The organism is Lysobacter sp. HA18, assembly GCF_054057595.1.
In genome coordinates this window covers 2,507,771-2,522,231 of record NZ_JBSRZL010000001.1, presented here as the reverse complement: position 1 = coordinate 2,522,231, position 14,461 = coordinate 2,507,771, and the positions used below count along the sequence as shown (strand labels likewise).

Here is a 14,461-nt window from a genome sequence, read left to right as displayed (position 1 = left end):
CATGGATCCTTCAGGCCTCAGCGGCCCATGTTGAGCGTGGCGACCGCGAGTTCCTTGGCGGTGTTGAAGACTTCGACGTTCGCCTGGTAGCTGCGCGACGCGGAGATCATGTCGACCATCTGCGCGACCGGATCGATGTCCGGCGCGTACACGTAGCCTTTCTCGTCGGCCATCGGATTGCCCGGCTCGTAGCGCTTGAGCGGCGCGGCATTCGATTCGGTGACGGTCTGCACCTTGACGCCGGCGAGCGCGGGATCGCCTTCGACAGGCGTCGCCTCGAACACGGGCATCTTGGCGCGGAAGGTGTCCTCGGCCTTGCCGGAAATCGAGTTGGCGTTGGCGAGGTTGGATGCGACGGTCGACAGTCGAACCTGCTGGGCGCCCATGGCGCTGCCGGCGACGTCGAAGATGGGCAGGTTGCTCATGCGCTACGCCTCACTGCCCGGTGATCGCGGTGAGCATGGTGCGCACCTTCGATTCGATGAAGTTGAGCGACGCCCGGTACTCGAGCGAGGCCTGCGCGAACGCCGCCTTCGCGCGCTCGCCGTCGACCGTGTTGCCGTCGAGGCTGGGCTGCGAGGAGGGCGCGTCGAACTGCGCACCTGCCGCGGCCGCGTTGATCGGATCGGTGCCGGCGTCGGCGGCGGGCGCCATGGCGGCGTTGAGCGCCTTGGTGAAGTCCATGTCCTGCGCCCGGAACCCGGGCGTGTCGGCATTCGCGATGTTCGCGGACAGCAACTGCAGCCGCTGCTCGCGCAGGGCGAGGGCGGTGCCGTGGATGCCAAGGAAGGATTCGGTGGCCATGTAGCCCCTCCGGGGGCGGGATGTCGGAGGGACTTAGGCAAGGGGTGTGCCAGCGGCGGATTTGGAGCCCTTGGCAGGACTGGCCGGCCGCCTCGCTCGCTTGCAGCGCTCGGTGCGTACGGCCGCTTTGGCCGGTGCGGGTCGGCCGGTCTAGGCGACCAAGCCACAGCAGAGGCGTTTCGTCCGCTGAAGCGGCCGAGTCACTTTTCTTTGCTGGTGCAAAGAAAAGTAACCAAAAGAAAGCACCTTTCTCGACGGATCTACAGCCTGCGATCGGGTTGCTCTGTCGGGATCGCCACACTCGGCATCCTGCCTCGGGTGGCGACGGCCGACGTCCTGTCGGCCGCCCCTTCGGGGTCTTTCCGGATCGGGCGGCTGTTGGTGCGAAAGCACGCGCACGCGAGCGCTAGAACGGCTTGGCCGCGCGACTCGAATCGTGGGACCCGAAGGGCGGCGGCCATGGATGGCCGCTGTCCGCACCCGAGCCAGGACGGCGAGTGTGCGGATCGTGTGGACTTACAAGCCGCGCGCTGTAGATCTGATCGGGGAAGGCGCTTTCTTTTGGTTACTTTTCTTTGCGCCCGCAAAGAAAAGTGACTCGGGCGCGCCAGCGCACGAAACGCCTTTGCCTTGAAACAAAAACACCAAACGAAACAGCGTCTTACGCCGCCGCCCGCATCCTCTGCAACGCCTGAATCCTCCCCTCGATCCGGCTCGCCAACTCCCGCTCCGAATACTTCGGCACGAAGTCGTCCGCGCCCACCCGCTCGACCATCGCGTGGTTGAACACGCCCGACAGCGAGGTGTGCAGCAGCACGTGCAGGCCGCGCAGGGCCGGGGAGCGCCGGATTTCCGTCGTCAGGGTGTAGCCGTCCATCGCGGGCATTTCGATGTCCGAAATCACCATGGCGTAGCGACGATCAGGCGGGGTGCCGCCGTCGGCCAGCTGCTGGAGGTGTTCCAGCGCCTGGCGGCCGTCCGAGAGCAGCGTCGCGCCGAGGCCGAGCTGGTCGAGGAGCTGGCGGATCTGGTTGCGGGCGACGCGCGAGTCGTCGACTACCAGCACCTCGCGCGGGATGTCGGTGGTGATGACCAGCGGCTGGACGCCGGCGGAGAGCGCGGCGCGCGGCGAGGCTTCGGCCAACACGCTTTCCACGTCCAGCAGCTGGATCAGCTCGCCGTGGAAACGGGTGACGCCGGTGAGGTAATGGCATTCGCTGCCGAGATCCGGCGGCGGCTGGATGTCTTCGACGGCGATGTTGACGATGCGTTCGACGCCGGCGACCAGGAAGCCCTGCACCGTGCGGTTGAACTCGGTGACGACCAGGTACGGCGGCTCCTGGCTACCTGCAGGCGCGGCGTGGCCGACCGCGCGGGCGAGGTCCAGCACGGGCACGGTGCGGCCGCGCACGTCGGCGGCGCCGGCGAAAGCCGGGGGCAGCTGCGGCAGCGTGAACAGGGGCGGGCGCGGGATGACTTCCTGCACCTTGAAGACGTTCACGCCAAAAAGCTGACGCGAGCCCAGCCGGAAGAGCAGGAGCGCAAGGCGGTTGTGGCCGGCCAGGCGCGTGCGTTGGTCGATTCGGTCGAGGAGGTCGCGGCTCATGCCCGCGTTGTCGGCGGGTTTTTCGCATCCTTGAGAGGCTCGGCGTGCAGGTCGTCGCGACTCCGGCACGGCGATTGCTTCAGTGCCGGCATGAACCGCTCCGCCCGCACTTCCCTGCTGCTGCGCTTCGCGATCTTCGCGATGCTGGCGGCCGTCATGCTGATGGCGCATGCCGCTGACGGCGTGACGCCGGTGGCCGACATCCTCAAGGCCGCGGAAGCGGCGCTGGGCGGCAACGGCGCGCAGGTCGAAGCACGCGTGGACACCGCGGTGCGCATGCCCGCGTGCACTCAGCCTTTGGTGGGTACGGCGCTCGGCCCGCGCATGGCCGAGGTCCGCTGCCCCGATCCGTCGGGCTGGCGACTGACCGTCCCGGCGCGCGTGCGTCGCGATGCCGATGTCGTCGTACTGATTGCGCCCGTCCAGGCCGGCGTGCCGATCGACGCCGCGCAGCTCGCCGTGCAGCGTCGTGATGTCGGGAACGGGAGCGGAGTGGGGATGTCGGATCCGTTGCAGGTCGCCGGGCACATCGCCCGTCGCGCCATGCCGGCGGGTGCGGTGGTGTCGGCCGGGGATCTTGCTGATGGCGCGGGGGCGCTGAAGCGCGGGGATCCGGTGGTGATCGTGTCGCGGGCGGGCGGTATCGAAGTCCGGATGGGCGGCCGCGCGTTGGGAGGCGCGATGGCCGGCGCGGTGGTCGCGGTGGAAAACCTGGAATCCAAGCGGATCGTGCGGGGACGGCTGGTCGCCGACGGGGTGGTGGAAGTGCTGCAGTGACCGCCCGTCTGAACCGACGCCAAAAATCTGTGGGCTGGGCCTCAAGTCCGGCTACGGGTCGCCGTTACTGGCCATGACCGCTCACTCCCGGAGTTCGCCATGTCCACCAAGATCGATGGCCTGAGCCCGCCCCCGGCACGCGTCGCAGACACCGCGGCGTCGTCCAGCGTGGCGCGCGCGGGTACCGACCGCTCGAAGCCCGTTGCGGCCGCTCCGGCGACCGACAGCGTGCGTCTTACCGGTGAAGCCACGGGCCTCCAGGCCGCGGTGGAAGCCAAGCTCGGCCAGTCGGCGCCGCTCGACATGGCCAAAGTCAACGCCGTGCGTGCCGCGCTCGACGACGGCAGCTACCAGATCAATCCGCAGGACATCGCGAATCGACTGGTCGCCCTCGAGCGCCAGATGAGGGGATAAGCCATGCTCGCCGCCGCCTTCCATGCACCATCGCCTGCCATCGTGGGTGAAGCGCTCGACGCGCTCGAACGTGCACTGCAGGACGAGCGGCAGGCATTGCTCGACAACGACGCCGATGCGTTGTTGCGCTCCACGCAGGAAAAGATCACCGCGCTGCGTCGCGCCGAAGCGCTGCAGCCGGGCCATGCCGATGCATCGCGCGTCACCGCGCTGAGCGAGCTCAACCGTTCGAACGGCATCCTGCTTTCGCGTCGACGTCGTGAAGTGACGTGGGCGCTGCGCCACCTGGGTCGCGTGGAGAGCTCCGGCGTGTACGATGCCGGAGGTCAGGCGGGCGTTCGCCCGCAGTCGCGATGCCTGGGCGTGGGATGAGCGCGAACGAGACCTCGATACCCGATCTTTCGAACTTGTGGTCGGCCCAGATGCACTGGGCGGCCGATGTCGCGCCGATGGCCGTGCTGCTTCTCGATGCGCACGGCGAACTCGCCTACGCCAACGCAAGCGCACGACGCCTCGCATCGCGCCTCGAGCCCGGCTCGCATGGCGACCACGATGCGATGAAGCGCCTGCTCACGCTCGCCACTGAACAGGACTGGGCGATCGCCTGCGTGCAGGGTCACTCGCGTCGCGACGTGCAGGTGCGGCCCGACGTGATCCTCGCGCTTGAGGTCTTCTGCGGCAGCGGCGACAACAGCGGCCTGCGTTTCGTCGCGCTGACCGACATCTCCCAGCGCAGCGCGCGCGAGCGCGAACTGCAGCAGCGCCACGACGAACTCGAACGCGCTTATCGCTCGCTGTCCGGCGCGCAGGAGCAGTTGCTGCAATCGGAAAAGATGGCGTCGATCGGCCAGCTCGCCGCCGGCGTCGCGCATGAGATCAATAACCCGATCGGCTACGTGCACAGCAACCTCGGCACGCTGCGCGAATATGTTTCGGCGCTGTTCGCGATGATCGAGACGTATGCGAGCGCGCTGGCCGCGCCGGATCCGCTGATCTACCGCAACGACATCCGCGCGCATCGCGAGAAGCTCGACATCGACTTCATTCTCGGCGACCTGCCGCAACTGCTCGACGAGTCGCGCGAAGGCATCGAGCGCGTCACGCGCATCGTGCAGGACCTCAAGGAGTTCTCGCACGTCGGCCGCAACGAGACGATGCGTCCGTCGGACCTCATCAAAGGGCTCGAATCCACGCTCAACATCGTGTGGAACGACCTCAAGTACAAGGTCAAGCTCGAGAAGATCTACACCGAGGTGCCGCTGGTCGAATGCCATGCATCCGAGATCAACCAGGTCTTCATGAACCTGCTGATCAACGCGGGCCAATCCATCGCCGATCGCGGCGTGATCACGCTGGCCTGTGGCGTCGAGAACGACGAAGCCTGGGTGAGCATCGCCGACACCGGTTGCGGAATTCCCGAGGAAACGCTGGGCCGCATCTTCGACCCGTTCTTTACGACCAAGCCGATCGGTCGCGGTACGGGGCTGGGGCTCGCGATCTCCTATCGCATCGTGGAAAAGCACCACGGGCGCATCGAAGTGAACAGCTCGGTCGGACACGGCACGACCTTCCGCGTCGTGCTGCCAATCAAACAGCCCGAGCTCGCGTCAACCGCCTGAGGCGGCGGCACCCGGCGACGCATCGCGTCGCGCACGCTTGATCTCGTACATCGCCGTGTCCGCGCGCGCGATCACCTGTTCGACGTCATCCTCGGGCTGCGCAAGCACCAGCCCGACGCTCGCGCCTTCGCTGCGCACGGGTATGCCCGACAGATCGAACGACGTCATCGTGCGTCGCGTCAGCCAGTTCTGCAGCACTTCGAGTGCGCGGTCCTGCCCGCCTTTCGAGATCGGCGCAACCACGATGAACTCGTCGCCGCCGATGCGGCCCAGAAGGTCCGCGCGCCGCAGCGATGCACGCAGGCGATTCGCCATCGCGACCAGGAACAGGTCACCGATGCGATGGCCATGTTCGTCGTTAACGGCCTTGAAGTCGTCGAGATCGATGAAGCCGACCAGCAGCGCCATGCCGTCGCGACGCGTCCACGCCAGCATGCGGCCCAGCGTTTCGAGCACGTATTCGCGATTCGGCAGGCCGGTGAGCGGATCCTTGTGCGCGAGCGCGGCCAAGCGCTCCTGTGCTTCCTCGCTCTCGCGCACCAGCCGCTCGCGCGAGGCGAATTCACCGATCAGTCGCGCGATGATTTCCGGCGTCCACACCGCGTTCGTGGTCATCGCCACTTCGTGCGGGCTGAGCGCGCAGAGCGTGCCGATCATCGTGCCGTCCACGCGCACCGGCACTGATACGAAGGTGCGGATGCCGTACTCGCGCGCAAGCCACAGGTCGGCGAACGGCGTACCGGCGCACTGCACGTAGAGCCGCCCTTCGTCGAACGCGCGCTTGCACAGCGTGTCCGTCCACGGAATGCGCAGGCCTTCCGGGATGTCCATGCCTTCGTCGTGCACGTAGGCGATGCGTTGCATGCCGGGCTCTTCGTCCGGCTCGGTCAGCAGTGCGGCGGTCATGCCGGTGGAATGCACCAGCAGCCGCAGCAGCGGGCGCACCAGGTCCTCGCCGGTGCGGGCGCTGGATACCAGTTCAGCCAGATGCGCGAGGCGTTGACCCATGGACGGTGCGGGTGACGCGAGAAACGCCGGACCTTACCGTCGCGCCGTTAGGCATGGGTGAGGGTGCTAGAAGCCGACTTCCTCGCCCGCGTTGCGGCGCTCATGCGCGCGGAACGCGGCCTGGATGTGTTCCCGCAGCTCGTCGTCGTTCCACGGCTTGGTGAGGAAGCGATAGATCGCGCCGTGATTGATCGCCTCGGTGATCGTCGCGAGGTCGGTATAGCCCGACAGCACCATGCGCACGGTGTCCGGATACAGGTCGCGCACGCGTGCGAGGAACTCGGTACCGCTCATGTCGGGCATGCGCTGGTCGGACACGATCACCTGCACGCGATTGCTCGCGAGCAGGTCGAACGCTTCGCGCACCGAGTTCGCGGTGAGGATGTGGTAGCCGTCGCGACGGAACAGGCGCACCAGCGAACGCAGCACGTTCTCTTCGTCGTCGAGCAGCAGCAGCGTGCGTTCGGGACGCGTCTGCGCGAATGCTTCTGGCAGCAGGAAACGCTTGCGGATGAGTGCATCCAGCGCTTCGGCCGGCTGCGGCGCACTGAAGATGTAGCCCTGGAAGAAGTCGCAGTGATTGCGGCGCAGGAACCCGAGTTCCGCCTCGCTCTCCACGCCCTTCGCGCAGACCTTCATGTCCAGGCGATGGCCCATCGCGATGATGCCGCGCACGATCGCGGCCGATCGCGTATCGCTGGTGACATTGCGGATGAACGACCGATCGATCTTCAGGCGATCGAGCGGGTACTGCGCGAGCGCGGCGAACGAAAGCCCGCCGAGGCCGAAGTCCTGCACGGTCAGGCAGGCGCCGAGTTCGCGCAGGCCGACCAGCGTTTCGTAGGTATGCCGCGCATCCAGCGACAAGGCGCCTTCCGGCACTTCGAACTCGAGCGCACGGCCGGGCAGGTTGAGTCGATGCAGCAGTTCACCGATGCGATCGCGACAGTCCGGTTGCGACAGCAGCGTCGTCGGCAGATGCACCGAGATGGTGAGGTAATCGATGCCTTCGTCGCGCCATTGCGCAAGCTGTCGCGCCGCCGCTTCCACAACCCACGAACCCAGACGCGCCGAAAGACCGACGCGCTCGACGATGTCGAGGAATCGGTTCGGACGCAGCAGGCCGTTGCCTTCGGAATTCCAGCGCAGCAGCGCAGAGAAGCCCGCGAGCGAGCCGTCGTGTCCGTTGACGAAGGGCTGGTAGAACAGCCGGAACTCGTCGCGATCGAATGCGTCGGCGAATCGCTGCGCGAAGCCGTCGTTGATCGGCCCGCGATCGGGGCGTCCCGAATACAGGCCGACGTTGTCGAGGCCGGTCTGCTTCGCATGACGCAACGCGTGCTCGGCCGTCGCAAGTAAGGCCGCGGCGTTCTGCGCGTGATCCGGGAATACTGCGATGCCGATCGAGATCGTGATCGGCAACGTGTAGGGCGGGATCGACAGCGGTACTTCGAACGCGTCGCGCAGGCGCTCGGCCAGCGCTTCGCCGTCGGGTTCACCTTCGCGATAACCGAGGCCGGCAACGAATTCATCGGTGCCGCGACGCCACAGCCATGCATCCGCGGGCATCGCATTGCGCAGGCGTTGCGCGACGGCGGCGAGCACCTGGTCGCCCACTGTCTCACCCATGTTGCTGTTGATCGAGCCGAACATGTCGACGTCGATGTGCAGCAGCGCGACCTTGCGCCGCGTCGCCGCGGCCGCCGCGATCGCGGTGGCGAGGCTGGGGCCGTTCGCGCCGAGGCGGTAGATGCCCGTCACCGGGTCGACCGGGACGCTGCCGTACTCGTCGTAGCGTTGGCTCATGCGTCCAGTCTAGGCGGTCGCACGGGCGCCGCGCAGCGCCCGTGCGAAGAAGCAGCCGTCGTCAGTGGGCCGCCGCGGGTGCGGGCGGCTTGGGCGCGCTGCCGAAGCTGCCGTCGGCCGACGCCGCGAGATACGCGAATACCGCGTACGCCGCCGCGTTCTGCTGGATCGCCGCCGGGTCGATCTTGTCGAAGGTGTCGTCCGGCGTGTGGTGCAGGTCGAAGTACTGCGTGCCGTCCTGTGCGAGCGACGCCCATGCAAGGCCAAGCTGCGCGAACGGCCCGATATCCGAACTCGGGCCTTCGCCCTTGCCGGGTTCAAGGCGCTTGATGCCCAGCGGCGCGAGCGCCTGCAGGATCTGCTCGTCCGCCGCGCTCGCGTTACCGGTCAGCGAGCTCGCATAACCGTAGATGCGATCCGCACCGAAATCGCTTTCCGCGCCGATCTGGTGCTTGGTGATGTCGGGCAGATGCTTGGTCGCATACGCACGCCCGCCGAGCAGGCCCTGCTCTTCGTTCGCGAACGCGACCACGCGCACCGTGCGCGCCGGATGCTTCGGCAGCTTCGCGATCATCGCGCCTGCGGCCATGCTGATGCCGACGCCCGCGCCGTCGTCGATCGCGCCGGTGCCGAGGTCCCATGAATCCAGATGTCCGCCGATCACCACGACTTCGTCGGGCTTCGAGCTGCCGCGCACTTCGCCGATCACGTTGTACGACGTCGCTTCGCCATTCCAGCCGCAGTCCAGCGCAACGCGCACGCGCTGCGGGCCCATCGCGACCAGGCGCGAAAGTTGCTGCGAATCCGGCGACGACAGCGCCGCAGCCGGAATCGCCTTGACGCCTTCGTCGAAGCGCGTCATGCCGGTGTGCGGCATGCGATGCGAGTCGGTACCGGCCGAATGCATGATGTAACCGAGCGCGCCCTTCATCGCGGCGGTGTTCGGGCCGCGCGAACGGATGCGCGAGCCCATGCCGTAGTCGTCGCCGCCCTGCTTGCGGTGCATCTGGAAGTCGATGAAGACGATCTTGCCGGCGACGGATGCGGCGGGCGCGGCTTCCAGCGATTCGAGATCGGTGAAGCGCACGACGTCGCCTTCAGCGGTGCCGCCCGGGCTACCGCCCAGCGCGGTGAGCTTCATCGGCTGCGAGTGCGCGCCGAGGATCATCCCGCTCTCGCTGCGACGCTCCCACTTCGGGAACGTCACCGGCTCGGTCCACACCTTGTCGTAGCCCAGCGACTTGAACTTCGCCTTTGCCCATTCGACGGCGCGTGCATCGGCTTCGCTGCCGGCCATGCGCGGGCCGACCTCGGTGGTCAGCGATTCGGTGATGCGGTACGCGAGGTCGCTCTGCAGCGCGGTCTCCCGCAGCTTGGTCGACTGCGCGATCGCGGCCTCGGGAATGCGCACGGGCCTGGAGGCGTCCGCGGCGAGCGCGGGCAGCGTCGCAAGGCCGAGGGAAAGTGCCGCAACGATCAACCGGGTGCGCATGCGTCGGACCTGCTCGGGGGAAACCCCGGAGGGTAGCAATGCGTCAGCCGTGCGGGGCCGTGACGATGGTCATGGTCATGTGACCGGCTTCGCCTTCAGCAGGTCGCGGATCTCGCGCAGCAGCACCACGTCCTCCGGCGGGGCGGGTGCGGCAGGCTCGGGCGCACGCAGGCGGTTGTAGGCGCGCAGCGCGATGAAGATGACGAAGGCGATGATCACGAAGTCGATCGTGGCCTGCAGCACCGTGCCGTACTTCAGCGCGATCTCGGGCGCCAAAACCTTGCCTGCGGGGCCGAGCTGCGCGGGCTTGAGCACCATCTTCCACTGGTCGACCTTGATGCCGCCGGTGGCCATCGCGATGACCGGCATCACCAGCCCGTCGACCAGCGCGCTCACGATCTTGCCGAAGGCCGCGCCGATCACCACGCCGACCGCCAAGTCGACGACATTGCCGCGTGCGATGAAGGCCTTGAACTCGTCGAGGAATCGCACGCGGAGCTCCGTGTCAGGCGGGCAGGATGCGGCCGTCCAGCACCGCGAGGTCGTCGAACGTCGCGTGGAACGTATCGCCGGGCACCATCGCGGCAACGCCGGCGGGCGTGCCCATGAAGATCAGGTCGCCAGCCTTCAGCGCATAAAGCTTGGACAGCTCGTGCACGATGTCCTCGACATTCCACACCAGGTCGGTCAGCGCGCCGTGCTGGCGCTGCTGGCCGTTGATGTCGAGCGTGATCGCACGCTGCGTGTAGTCGCCGACGCGCGCGGCCGGCACCAGCGAGCTGACCGGTGCGGAATAGTCGAACGCCTTGCCGATGTCCCACGGCAGGCCCTTGGCCTTCGCATTGCCCTGCAGGTCGCGACGCGTGAGGTCGAGCCCGACGCCGTAGCCGAACACGAGGTCGAGCGCGTTCGCGGGGTCGATCACGCCGTGCGGCGCATCCTTGCCCAGCGCGACGACGAGTTCGACCTCGTGATGCAGGTCGTTCGTACCGGGCGGGTAGGGCACCTGGCCGCCGAGCACGATGGCGTCGGCCGGCTTGAGGAAGAACACCGGCGTGCCGCGGTCGGCCTTCGACGTTGGCACCGCCGCGCCCATCTCGCGCGCGTGGTCGGCGAAGTTGCGGCCGACGCAGTAGATGCGGCGGACCGGGAAATGATCGGAGCTGCCGTCGACCGGAATGCGGACCGGCGGGGGTGCGGAAACGACGTCGGCCATGCTCAGCGCGAGAGCAGCGCGCGCGGGACGACGCGATACGAGCCGTCGAGAACGCGCGGGTCCTGCACGGCGCGCGGCGAGCGACGCAGCAGGCGCCAGCCAAGGCCACCGACGATCATCACCGCCCCGAGCACTACTGCGGCCGCGACCAGTCCCACCAGCAGCACGAGCCCAAGCAGCGCGAGGACCACGCGGAGCACGCGATGACGCGGCTTGCGCGGCTCGATGACGCTGCGGAACACGCTACGGACAGGGCGCTCGGCGCGGCCGAGCAGATCGGAAAAGCGGAGCAGGGTGTGCAGTCGCATGCGAAACTCGACGGTGTTGCGAGCGTCGGAGTATCCGGCGCTGATCCGGCCGTCGTGTGAGGGAAGTGTTAAGCAGATGACCCAGGTTCTCGTTTCGCTGGCCGCGTTGGCCGACGGTCAGCCGTCCGAAGCCGAAGCGCGCGTCGACGGCGAGACCGAGTCGCTGATCCTCATGCGCTCCGGCGAGCGCGTGGACGCCTTCCTCAACATCTGCCCGCATGCCGGCCGCCGGCTGGACTGGGCGCCGGGCAAGTTCCTGCTCAGCAAGGACGGCCTGCTGGTCTGCGCGGCGCACGGCGCATCGTTCGCGCTGCCGTCGGGCGAATGCGTGGCCGGGCCGTGCAAAGGCGATTCGCTGCGACGCGTCGACGTACGCGTCGAGGATGGCGAGGTCCGGCTGGACTAGGCGCCGACGCGACGCCGCACGGCGTCGATGTCGCGCACCGGGCGTACTTCGATCGCGCCGTACTGCGTCCACGGCATCGACTCGGCAATGCGCACGGCTTCGTCCATGTCCGCCGCTTCGATCAGGTTGAAGCCGGCGAGGTATTCCTTGGTTTCCGCAAACGGGCCGTCGCTGATGCGCACGGCGCCATCGCGATGACGCACGGCGCGCGCGGTCGACGGAAGCTCGAGCTGTTGCGACTGCAGCATGCAGCCCTGCTCGCGCAGTTCATCCGCGTTGACCAGGCAGTGATGCATGAGGCGGTCGAATTCCTCGGGCGGAAGTTCCGCAAGGCGCGCTTCGTCGATATAGACAAGCAGAAGAAATTGCATGGGCGGCGTCCGGACGGCGGTCGCCGACATGCTGCGCGCGCGGGCCGCGGCTGTCACGCCGCCCCGCAGCGCGATGCGCGATCGAGCAGCACGCGTTGCTCGCGTGCGTTGCGGCTGAGTGCGGCCGCGCGTTCGAAATCGACACGGGCTTCGTCGCTGCGGCCGAGGCGATCCAGCAGGTCGGCGCGCACCGCCGGCAGCAGCGCGTAGTCAGCGAGCGAGCCGTCGCGGATGAGGCGGTCGACACGTTGCAGCGCACGCTCCGGTCCGAAGGCCATCGACTCCGCGACTGCGCGATTGAGTTCGACGACCGGGGAACCCGTCACGTCCGATAACCGCGCATACAGCGTCGCGATGCGCGACCAGTCCGTGGCGTCCGCCGACGTCGCACGCGCATGGCACGCAGCGATCGCGGCCTGCAGCGTGTACGGGCTCTCCGCACCGCCCAGCGCGACGGCGCGATCGAGCGCGGCCAAGCCATGCAGGATCAGCGTGCGATCCCAGCGACGCCGATCCTGGTCGGCGAGCAGGATCGCGTTGCCTTCGGCATCCGTGCGGGCTTTGAGTCGCGACGCCTGCAGTTCCATCAGTGCGACGAGCCCGTGCACTTCGGCTTCGTCCGGCATCAGGCCGGCGAGCACGCGGCCGAGACGCATCGCGTCCTCGCACAACGCCGGGCGCACCAGATCGTCGCCGGACGTCGCCGAATAGCCTTCGTTGAAAACGAGATAGACGACCTGCAGCACCGCATCGACCCGCTCGGGCAGTTCGTCGCGACGCGGCACCTCGAACGGCACCTTCGCGTCGCGCAGCTTCTGTTTGGCGCGCACGATGCGCTGCGAGATCGTCGACTCGCGCGTCAGGAACGCTCGCGCGATTTCCTCGATGGTGAGGCCGCCGAGCAGCCGCAGCGTCAGTGCGACGCGTCCATCGACCGGCAGCACCGGATGGCAGGACACGAACATCAGTCGCAGCAGGTCGTCGCCGATGTCGTCGTCCGCATTCATGGCCGGGCCTCCATCGATCGACGCGTCGTGCAGGTCAAGCTCCACCGCGTACTCCCGTTGCCGCTCGCCATGCAGCGCGCGCTGGCGCAGGTGGTCGATGGCGCGATGCTTCGCCGCGGTCATCAGCCATGCGGCCGCGTTCGATGGCACGCCGTCGACCGGCCAACGCTGCAACGCCTGCAGCAAAACGTCCTGTACGAGTTCTTCCGCGATGCCGACATCGCCGGTCATGCGTGCGACACGCGCCACCAGCCGCGGCGATTCCATTCGCCACAGCGTGTCCAGTTGGCGCGATACGTCGTCGGTCATGCGCCGGACGGTTCCTGCGGCGGAATCTGCGTTTCGTCGATCCACGACAGCGCCCACTGGTGGCCGTCCGGGTCGTTGAAGCCCCGCTGGTACATGAAGCCGTAGTCGTCGGTGTCACCGCCGTTGGTCGCGCCGTTGGCGAGCGCGATGCCATGCAGTGCGTCGACTTCGTTGCGCGTGTCCAGCCACAGCGCGAGCAATGCATTCGACGCGGTCATCGGGTCGCCCATCGGTTTCGGCGTCAGTGTCTGGTAGAAGTCGCGTGCGACCAGCATCACCTGGATGCCGTCGTTGATGATCATGCAGGCGGCGTTGCCACCGGTGAACTTCGGATTGAACTCGAATCCGAGCGCGTCGAAGAACGTGCGGCTGCGTGCGACATCCACGACCGGCAGGCTGACGAACAATTTGCGGGACATGGCAGTCTCCTCAACCTTGTGGCGGCATGTAGTTGATCATCCACGGCTTGCCGTAGCGATCGACCAGCATGCCGAAGCGCTCGGCCCAGAACGTCTTCTCCAGCGGCATCTGGATGTCGGCGCCTTCCGCGAGTTTCGCCCAGATGCGTTCGGCGTCGGCGGCGCTGTCGGCCATGACGTTGATGCAGGTCCCGCGGCCCTGCGAGATTTCGCTGCCGCAGCCGACCTGTCCATCGGCGCCCATCAGCGCGGCGTCGCCGATCTGAAGATGGATGTGCATGAGGCGATCATGTTGGTCCGCCGGCATGTCGGCGGCCATCGGCGACTGGCCGAGCGTCATCTGGAACACGATCTCGCCGCCGAGCGCCGCACGGTAGAAATCGAAAGCTTCGCGACAATTGCCGTCGAAGGCGAGGTAGGTGATCAGTTGCATGTCGTGTGTCCTTTGGATGGCGTAGCGAGGGTGATCAGGGCGTCGCGGTCTGCGCGCGCAACTTCGTTTCGCGATCGCGGAGCTCGGGCGGCAGCAGCTCCAGGAAATCGTCCATCTCGAATACGGGGCGGATCTCGAGTTCACCGCCATCGGCGTGCGGCGGCGGGCAGCGACGCGCCCACTCGATCGCCTCGTCCATCGAACGCACCTGCCACAGCCAGAACCCGGCGACGAGTTCGCGCGTCTCGGTGAACGGGCCGTCGGTGATCGGGCGTTTCGCGCCATCGAAGCCGATGCGCACGCCGTTGGACGACGCCTTCAGCCCTTCGGCCGCCAGCAGCACGCCGGCCTTGACCAGCTCCTCGTTGAACTTGCCCATCGCCTCGAACAGGGACGGGTCGGGCAGCACGCCCGCTTCGGACGCCTTGCTCGCTTTCACCAGCACCATCACGCGCATCGTCGTTCT

At 67.4% G+C, this 14,461-nt stretch carries 19 protein-coding genes; 5 read left to right on the top strand and 14 right to left on the bottom strand.

Annotation, left to right across the window (positions count from 1 at the left end; all coding sequences use genetic code 11):
- Positions 1-17 precede the first annotated feature (17 nt).
- The 3 genes from flgC to ACVWWW_RS12430 all read right to left on the bottom strand — a co-directional run bounded on the left by flgC (position 18) and on the right by ACVWWW_RS12430 (position 2,410).
- Positions 18-425 (bottom strand): flagellar basal body rod protein FlgC, encoded by a 408-nt coding sequence (gene flgC, locus ACVWWW_RS12440; protein ID WP_027083267.1) that lies wholly within the window; start codon positions 423-425, stop codon positions 18-20.
- A 10-nt stretch (positions 426-435) separates the two neighbouring features.
- A complete protein-coding gene (gene flgB / locus ACVWWW_RS12435) occupies positions 436-804 on the bottom strand; it encodes a flagellar basal body rod protein FlgB (RefSeq protein WP_027083268.1) in 369 nt (122 codons plus the stop codon).
- A 661-nt stretch (positions 805-1,465) separates the two neighbouring features.
- On the bottom strand, positions 1,466-2,410 hold the full coding sequence (locus ACVWWW_RS12430) for a chemotaxis protein (RefSeq protein WP_027083269.1): 945 nt from the start codon (positions 2,408-2,410) through the stop codon (positions 1,466-1,468).
- Between the two features lie 90 nt (positions 2,411-2,500).
- Here ACVWWW_RS12430 and flgA point away from each other — a divergent pair, with 90 nt between their 5' ends.
- From flgA to ACVWWW_RS12410, 4 genes are all read left to right on the top strand, one after another.
- Positions 2,501-3,187: a flagellar basal body P-ring formation chaperone FlgA gene (gene flgA / locus ACVWWW_RS12425; protein ID WP_051235213.1), complete on the top strand. Its 687-nt coding sequence runs from the start codon at positions 2,501-2,503 to the stop codon at positions 3,185-3,187.
- A gap of 99 nt (positions 3,188-3,286) precedes the next feature.
- Entirely contained in the window at positions 3,287-3,601 is a 315-nt protein-coding gene (gene flgM / locus ACVWWW_RS12420) for a flagellar biosynthesis anti-sigma factor FlgM (protein ID WP_027083271.1), read from the top strand.
- 3 nt (positions 3,602-3,604) lie between these two features.
- A complete protein-coding gene (locus ACVWWW_RS12415) occupies positions 3,605-3,973 on the top strand; it encodes a flagellar protein FlgN (protein WP_051235215.1) in 369 nt (122 codons plus the stop codon).
- The gene (locus ACVWWW_RS12410; RefSeq protein ID WP_155914341.1) at positions 3,970-5,220 is read left to right on the top strand and encodes an ATP-binding protein; all 1,251 of its coding nucleotides are present in this window, start codon (positions 3,970-3,972) and stop codon (positions 5,218-5,220) included. The genes ACVWWW_RS12415 and ACVWWW_RS12410 overlap by 4 nt, the downstream gene beginning before the upstream one ends.
- Here ACVWWW_RS12410 and ACVWWW_RS12405 read toward each other — a convergent pair.
- From ACVWWW_RS12405 to ACVWWW_RS12380, 6 genes are all read right to left on the bottom strand, one after another.
- Positions 5,209-6,228: a sensor domain-containing diguanylate cyclase gene (locus ACVWWW_RS12405; RefSeq protein ID WP_051235217.1), complete on the bottom strand. Its 1,020-nt coding sequence runs from the start codon at positions 6,226-6,228 to the stop codon at positions 5,209-5,211. The genes ACVWWW_RS12410 and ACVWWW_RS12405 overlap by 12 nt on opposite strands.
- Positions 6,229-6,294: 66 nt before the next feature.
- Entirely contained in the window at positions 6,295-8,034 is a 1,740-nt protein-coding gene (locus ACVWWW_RS12400; RefSeq protein WP_051235219.1) for an EAL domain-containing protein, read from the bottom strand.
- 61 nt (positions 8,035-8,095) lie between these two features.
- Positions 8,096-9,526 (bottom strand): M28 family peptidase, encoded by a 1,431-nt coding sequence (locus tag ACVWWW_RS12395; RefSeq protein ID WP_027083274.1) that lies wholly within the window; start codon positions 9,524-9,526, stop codon positions 8,096-8,098.
- Positions 9,527-9,601: 75 nt separating this feature from the next.
- Positions 9,602-10,018 carry a large-conductance mechanosensitive channel protein MscL gene (mscL, locus tag ACVWWW_RS12390; protein ID WP_027083275.1) on the bottom strand — a complete coding sequence of 139 codons (417 nt, stop codon included), beginning with the start codon at positions 10,016-10,018 and terminating at the stop codon, positions 9,602-9,604.
- Positions 10,019-10,031: 13 nt separating this feature from the next.
- A complete protein-coding gene (locus ACVWWW_RS12385; RefSeq protein ID WP_027083276.1) occupies positions 10,032-10,742 on the bottom strand; it encodes a fumarylacetoacetate hydrolase family protein in 711 nt (236 codons plus the stop codon).
- 2 nt (positions 10,743-10,744) lie between these two features.
- Entirely contained in the window at positions 10,745-11,050 is a 306-nt protein-coding gene (locus ACVWWW_RS12380; RefSeq protein ID WP_051235221.1) for a hypothetical protein, read from the bottom strand.
- A gap of 76 nt (positions 11,051-11,126) precedes the next feature.
- Between ACVWWW_RS12380 and ACVWWW_RS12375 the strand changes: the two genes are divergently transcribed.
- On the top strand, positions 11,127-11,456 hold the full coding sequence (locus ACVWWW_RS12375) for a Rieske 2Fe-2S domain-containing protein (protein ID WP_036142045.1): 330 nt from the start codon (positions 11,127-11,129) through the stop codon (positions 11,454-11,456).
- Here the strand turns inward: ACVWWW_RS12375 and ACVWWW_RS12370 are convergent.
- From ACVWWW_RS12370 to ACVWWW_RS12350, 5 genes are read right to left on the bottom strand one after another with little or no spacing between them, the layout of a single operon-like run.
- Entirely contained in the window at positions 11,453-11,827 is a 375-nt protein-coding gene (locus ACVWWW_RS12370; protein WP_027083279.1) for a YciI family protein, read from the bottom strand. The genes ACVWWW_RS12375 and ACVWWW_RS12370 overlap by 4 nt on opposite strands.
- A 53-nt stretch (positions 11,828-11,880) precedes the next feature.
- The gene (locus ACVWWW_RS12365; RefSeq protein ID WP_027083280.1) at positions 11,881-13,143 is read right to left on the bottom strand and encodes an RNA polymerase sigma factor; all 1,263 of its coding nucleotides are present in this window, start codon (positions 13,141-13,143) and stop codon (positions 11,881-11,883) included.
- Positions 13,140-13,562 (bottom strand): VOC family protein, encoded by a 423-nt coding sequence (locus ACVWWW_RS12360; protein ID WP_027083281.1) that lies wholly within the window; start codon positions 13,560-13,562, stop codon positions 13,140-13,142. Before ACVWWW_RS12360 ends, ACVWWW_RS12365 begins: the two co-directional genes overlap by 4 nt.
- A 10-nt stretch (positions 13,563-13,572) precedes the next feature.
- Complete coding sequence (locus ACVWWW_RS12355; protein ID WP_027083282.1) at positions 13,573-13,995, bottom strand: VOC family protein; 423 nt, start codon at positions 13,993-13,995, stop codon at positions 13,573-13,575.
- A 34-nt stretch (positions 13,996-14,029) separates the two neighbouring features.
- A complete protein-coding gene (locus ACVWWW_RS12350; RefSeq protein WP_027083283.1) occupies positions 14,030-14,452 on the bottom strand; it encodes a YciI family protein in 423 nt (140 codons plus the stop codon).
- Positions 14,453-14,461: the final 9 nt, after the last annotated feature.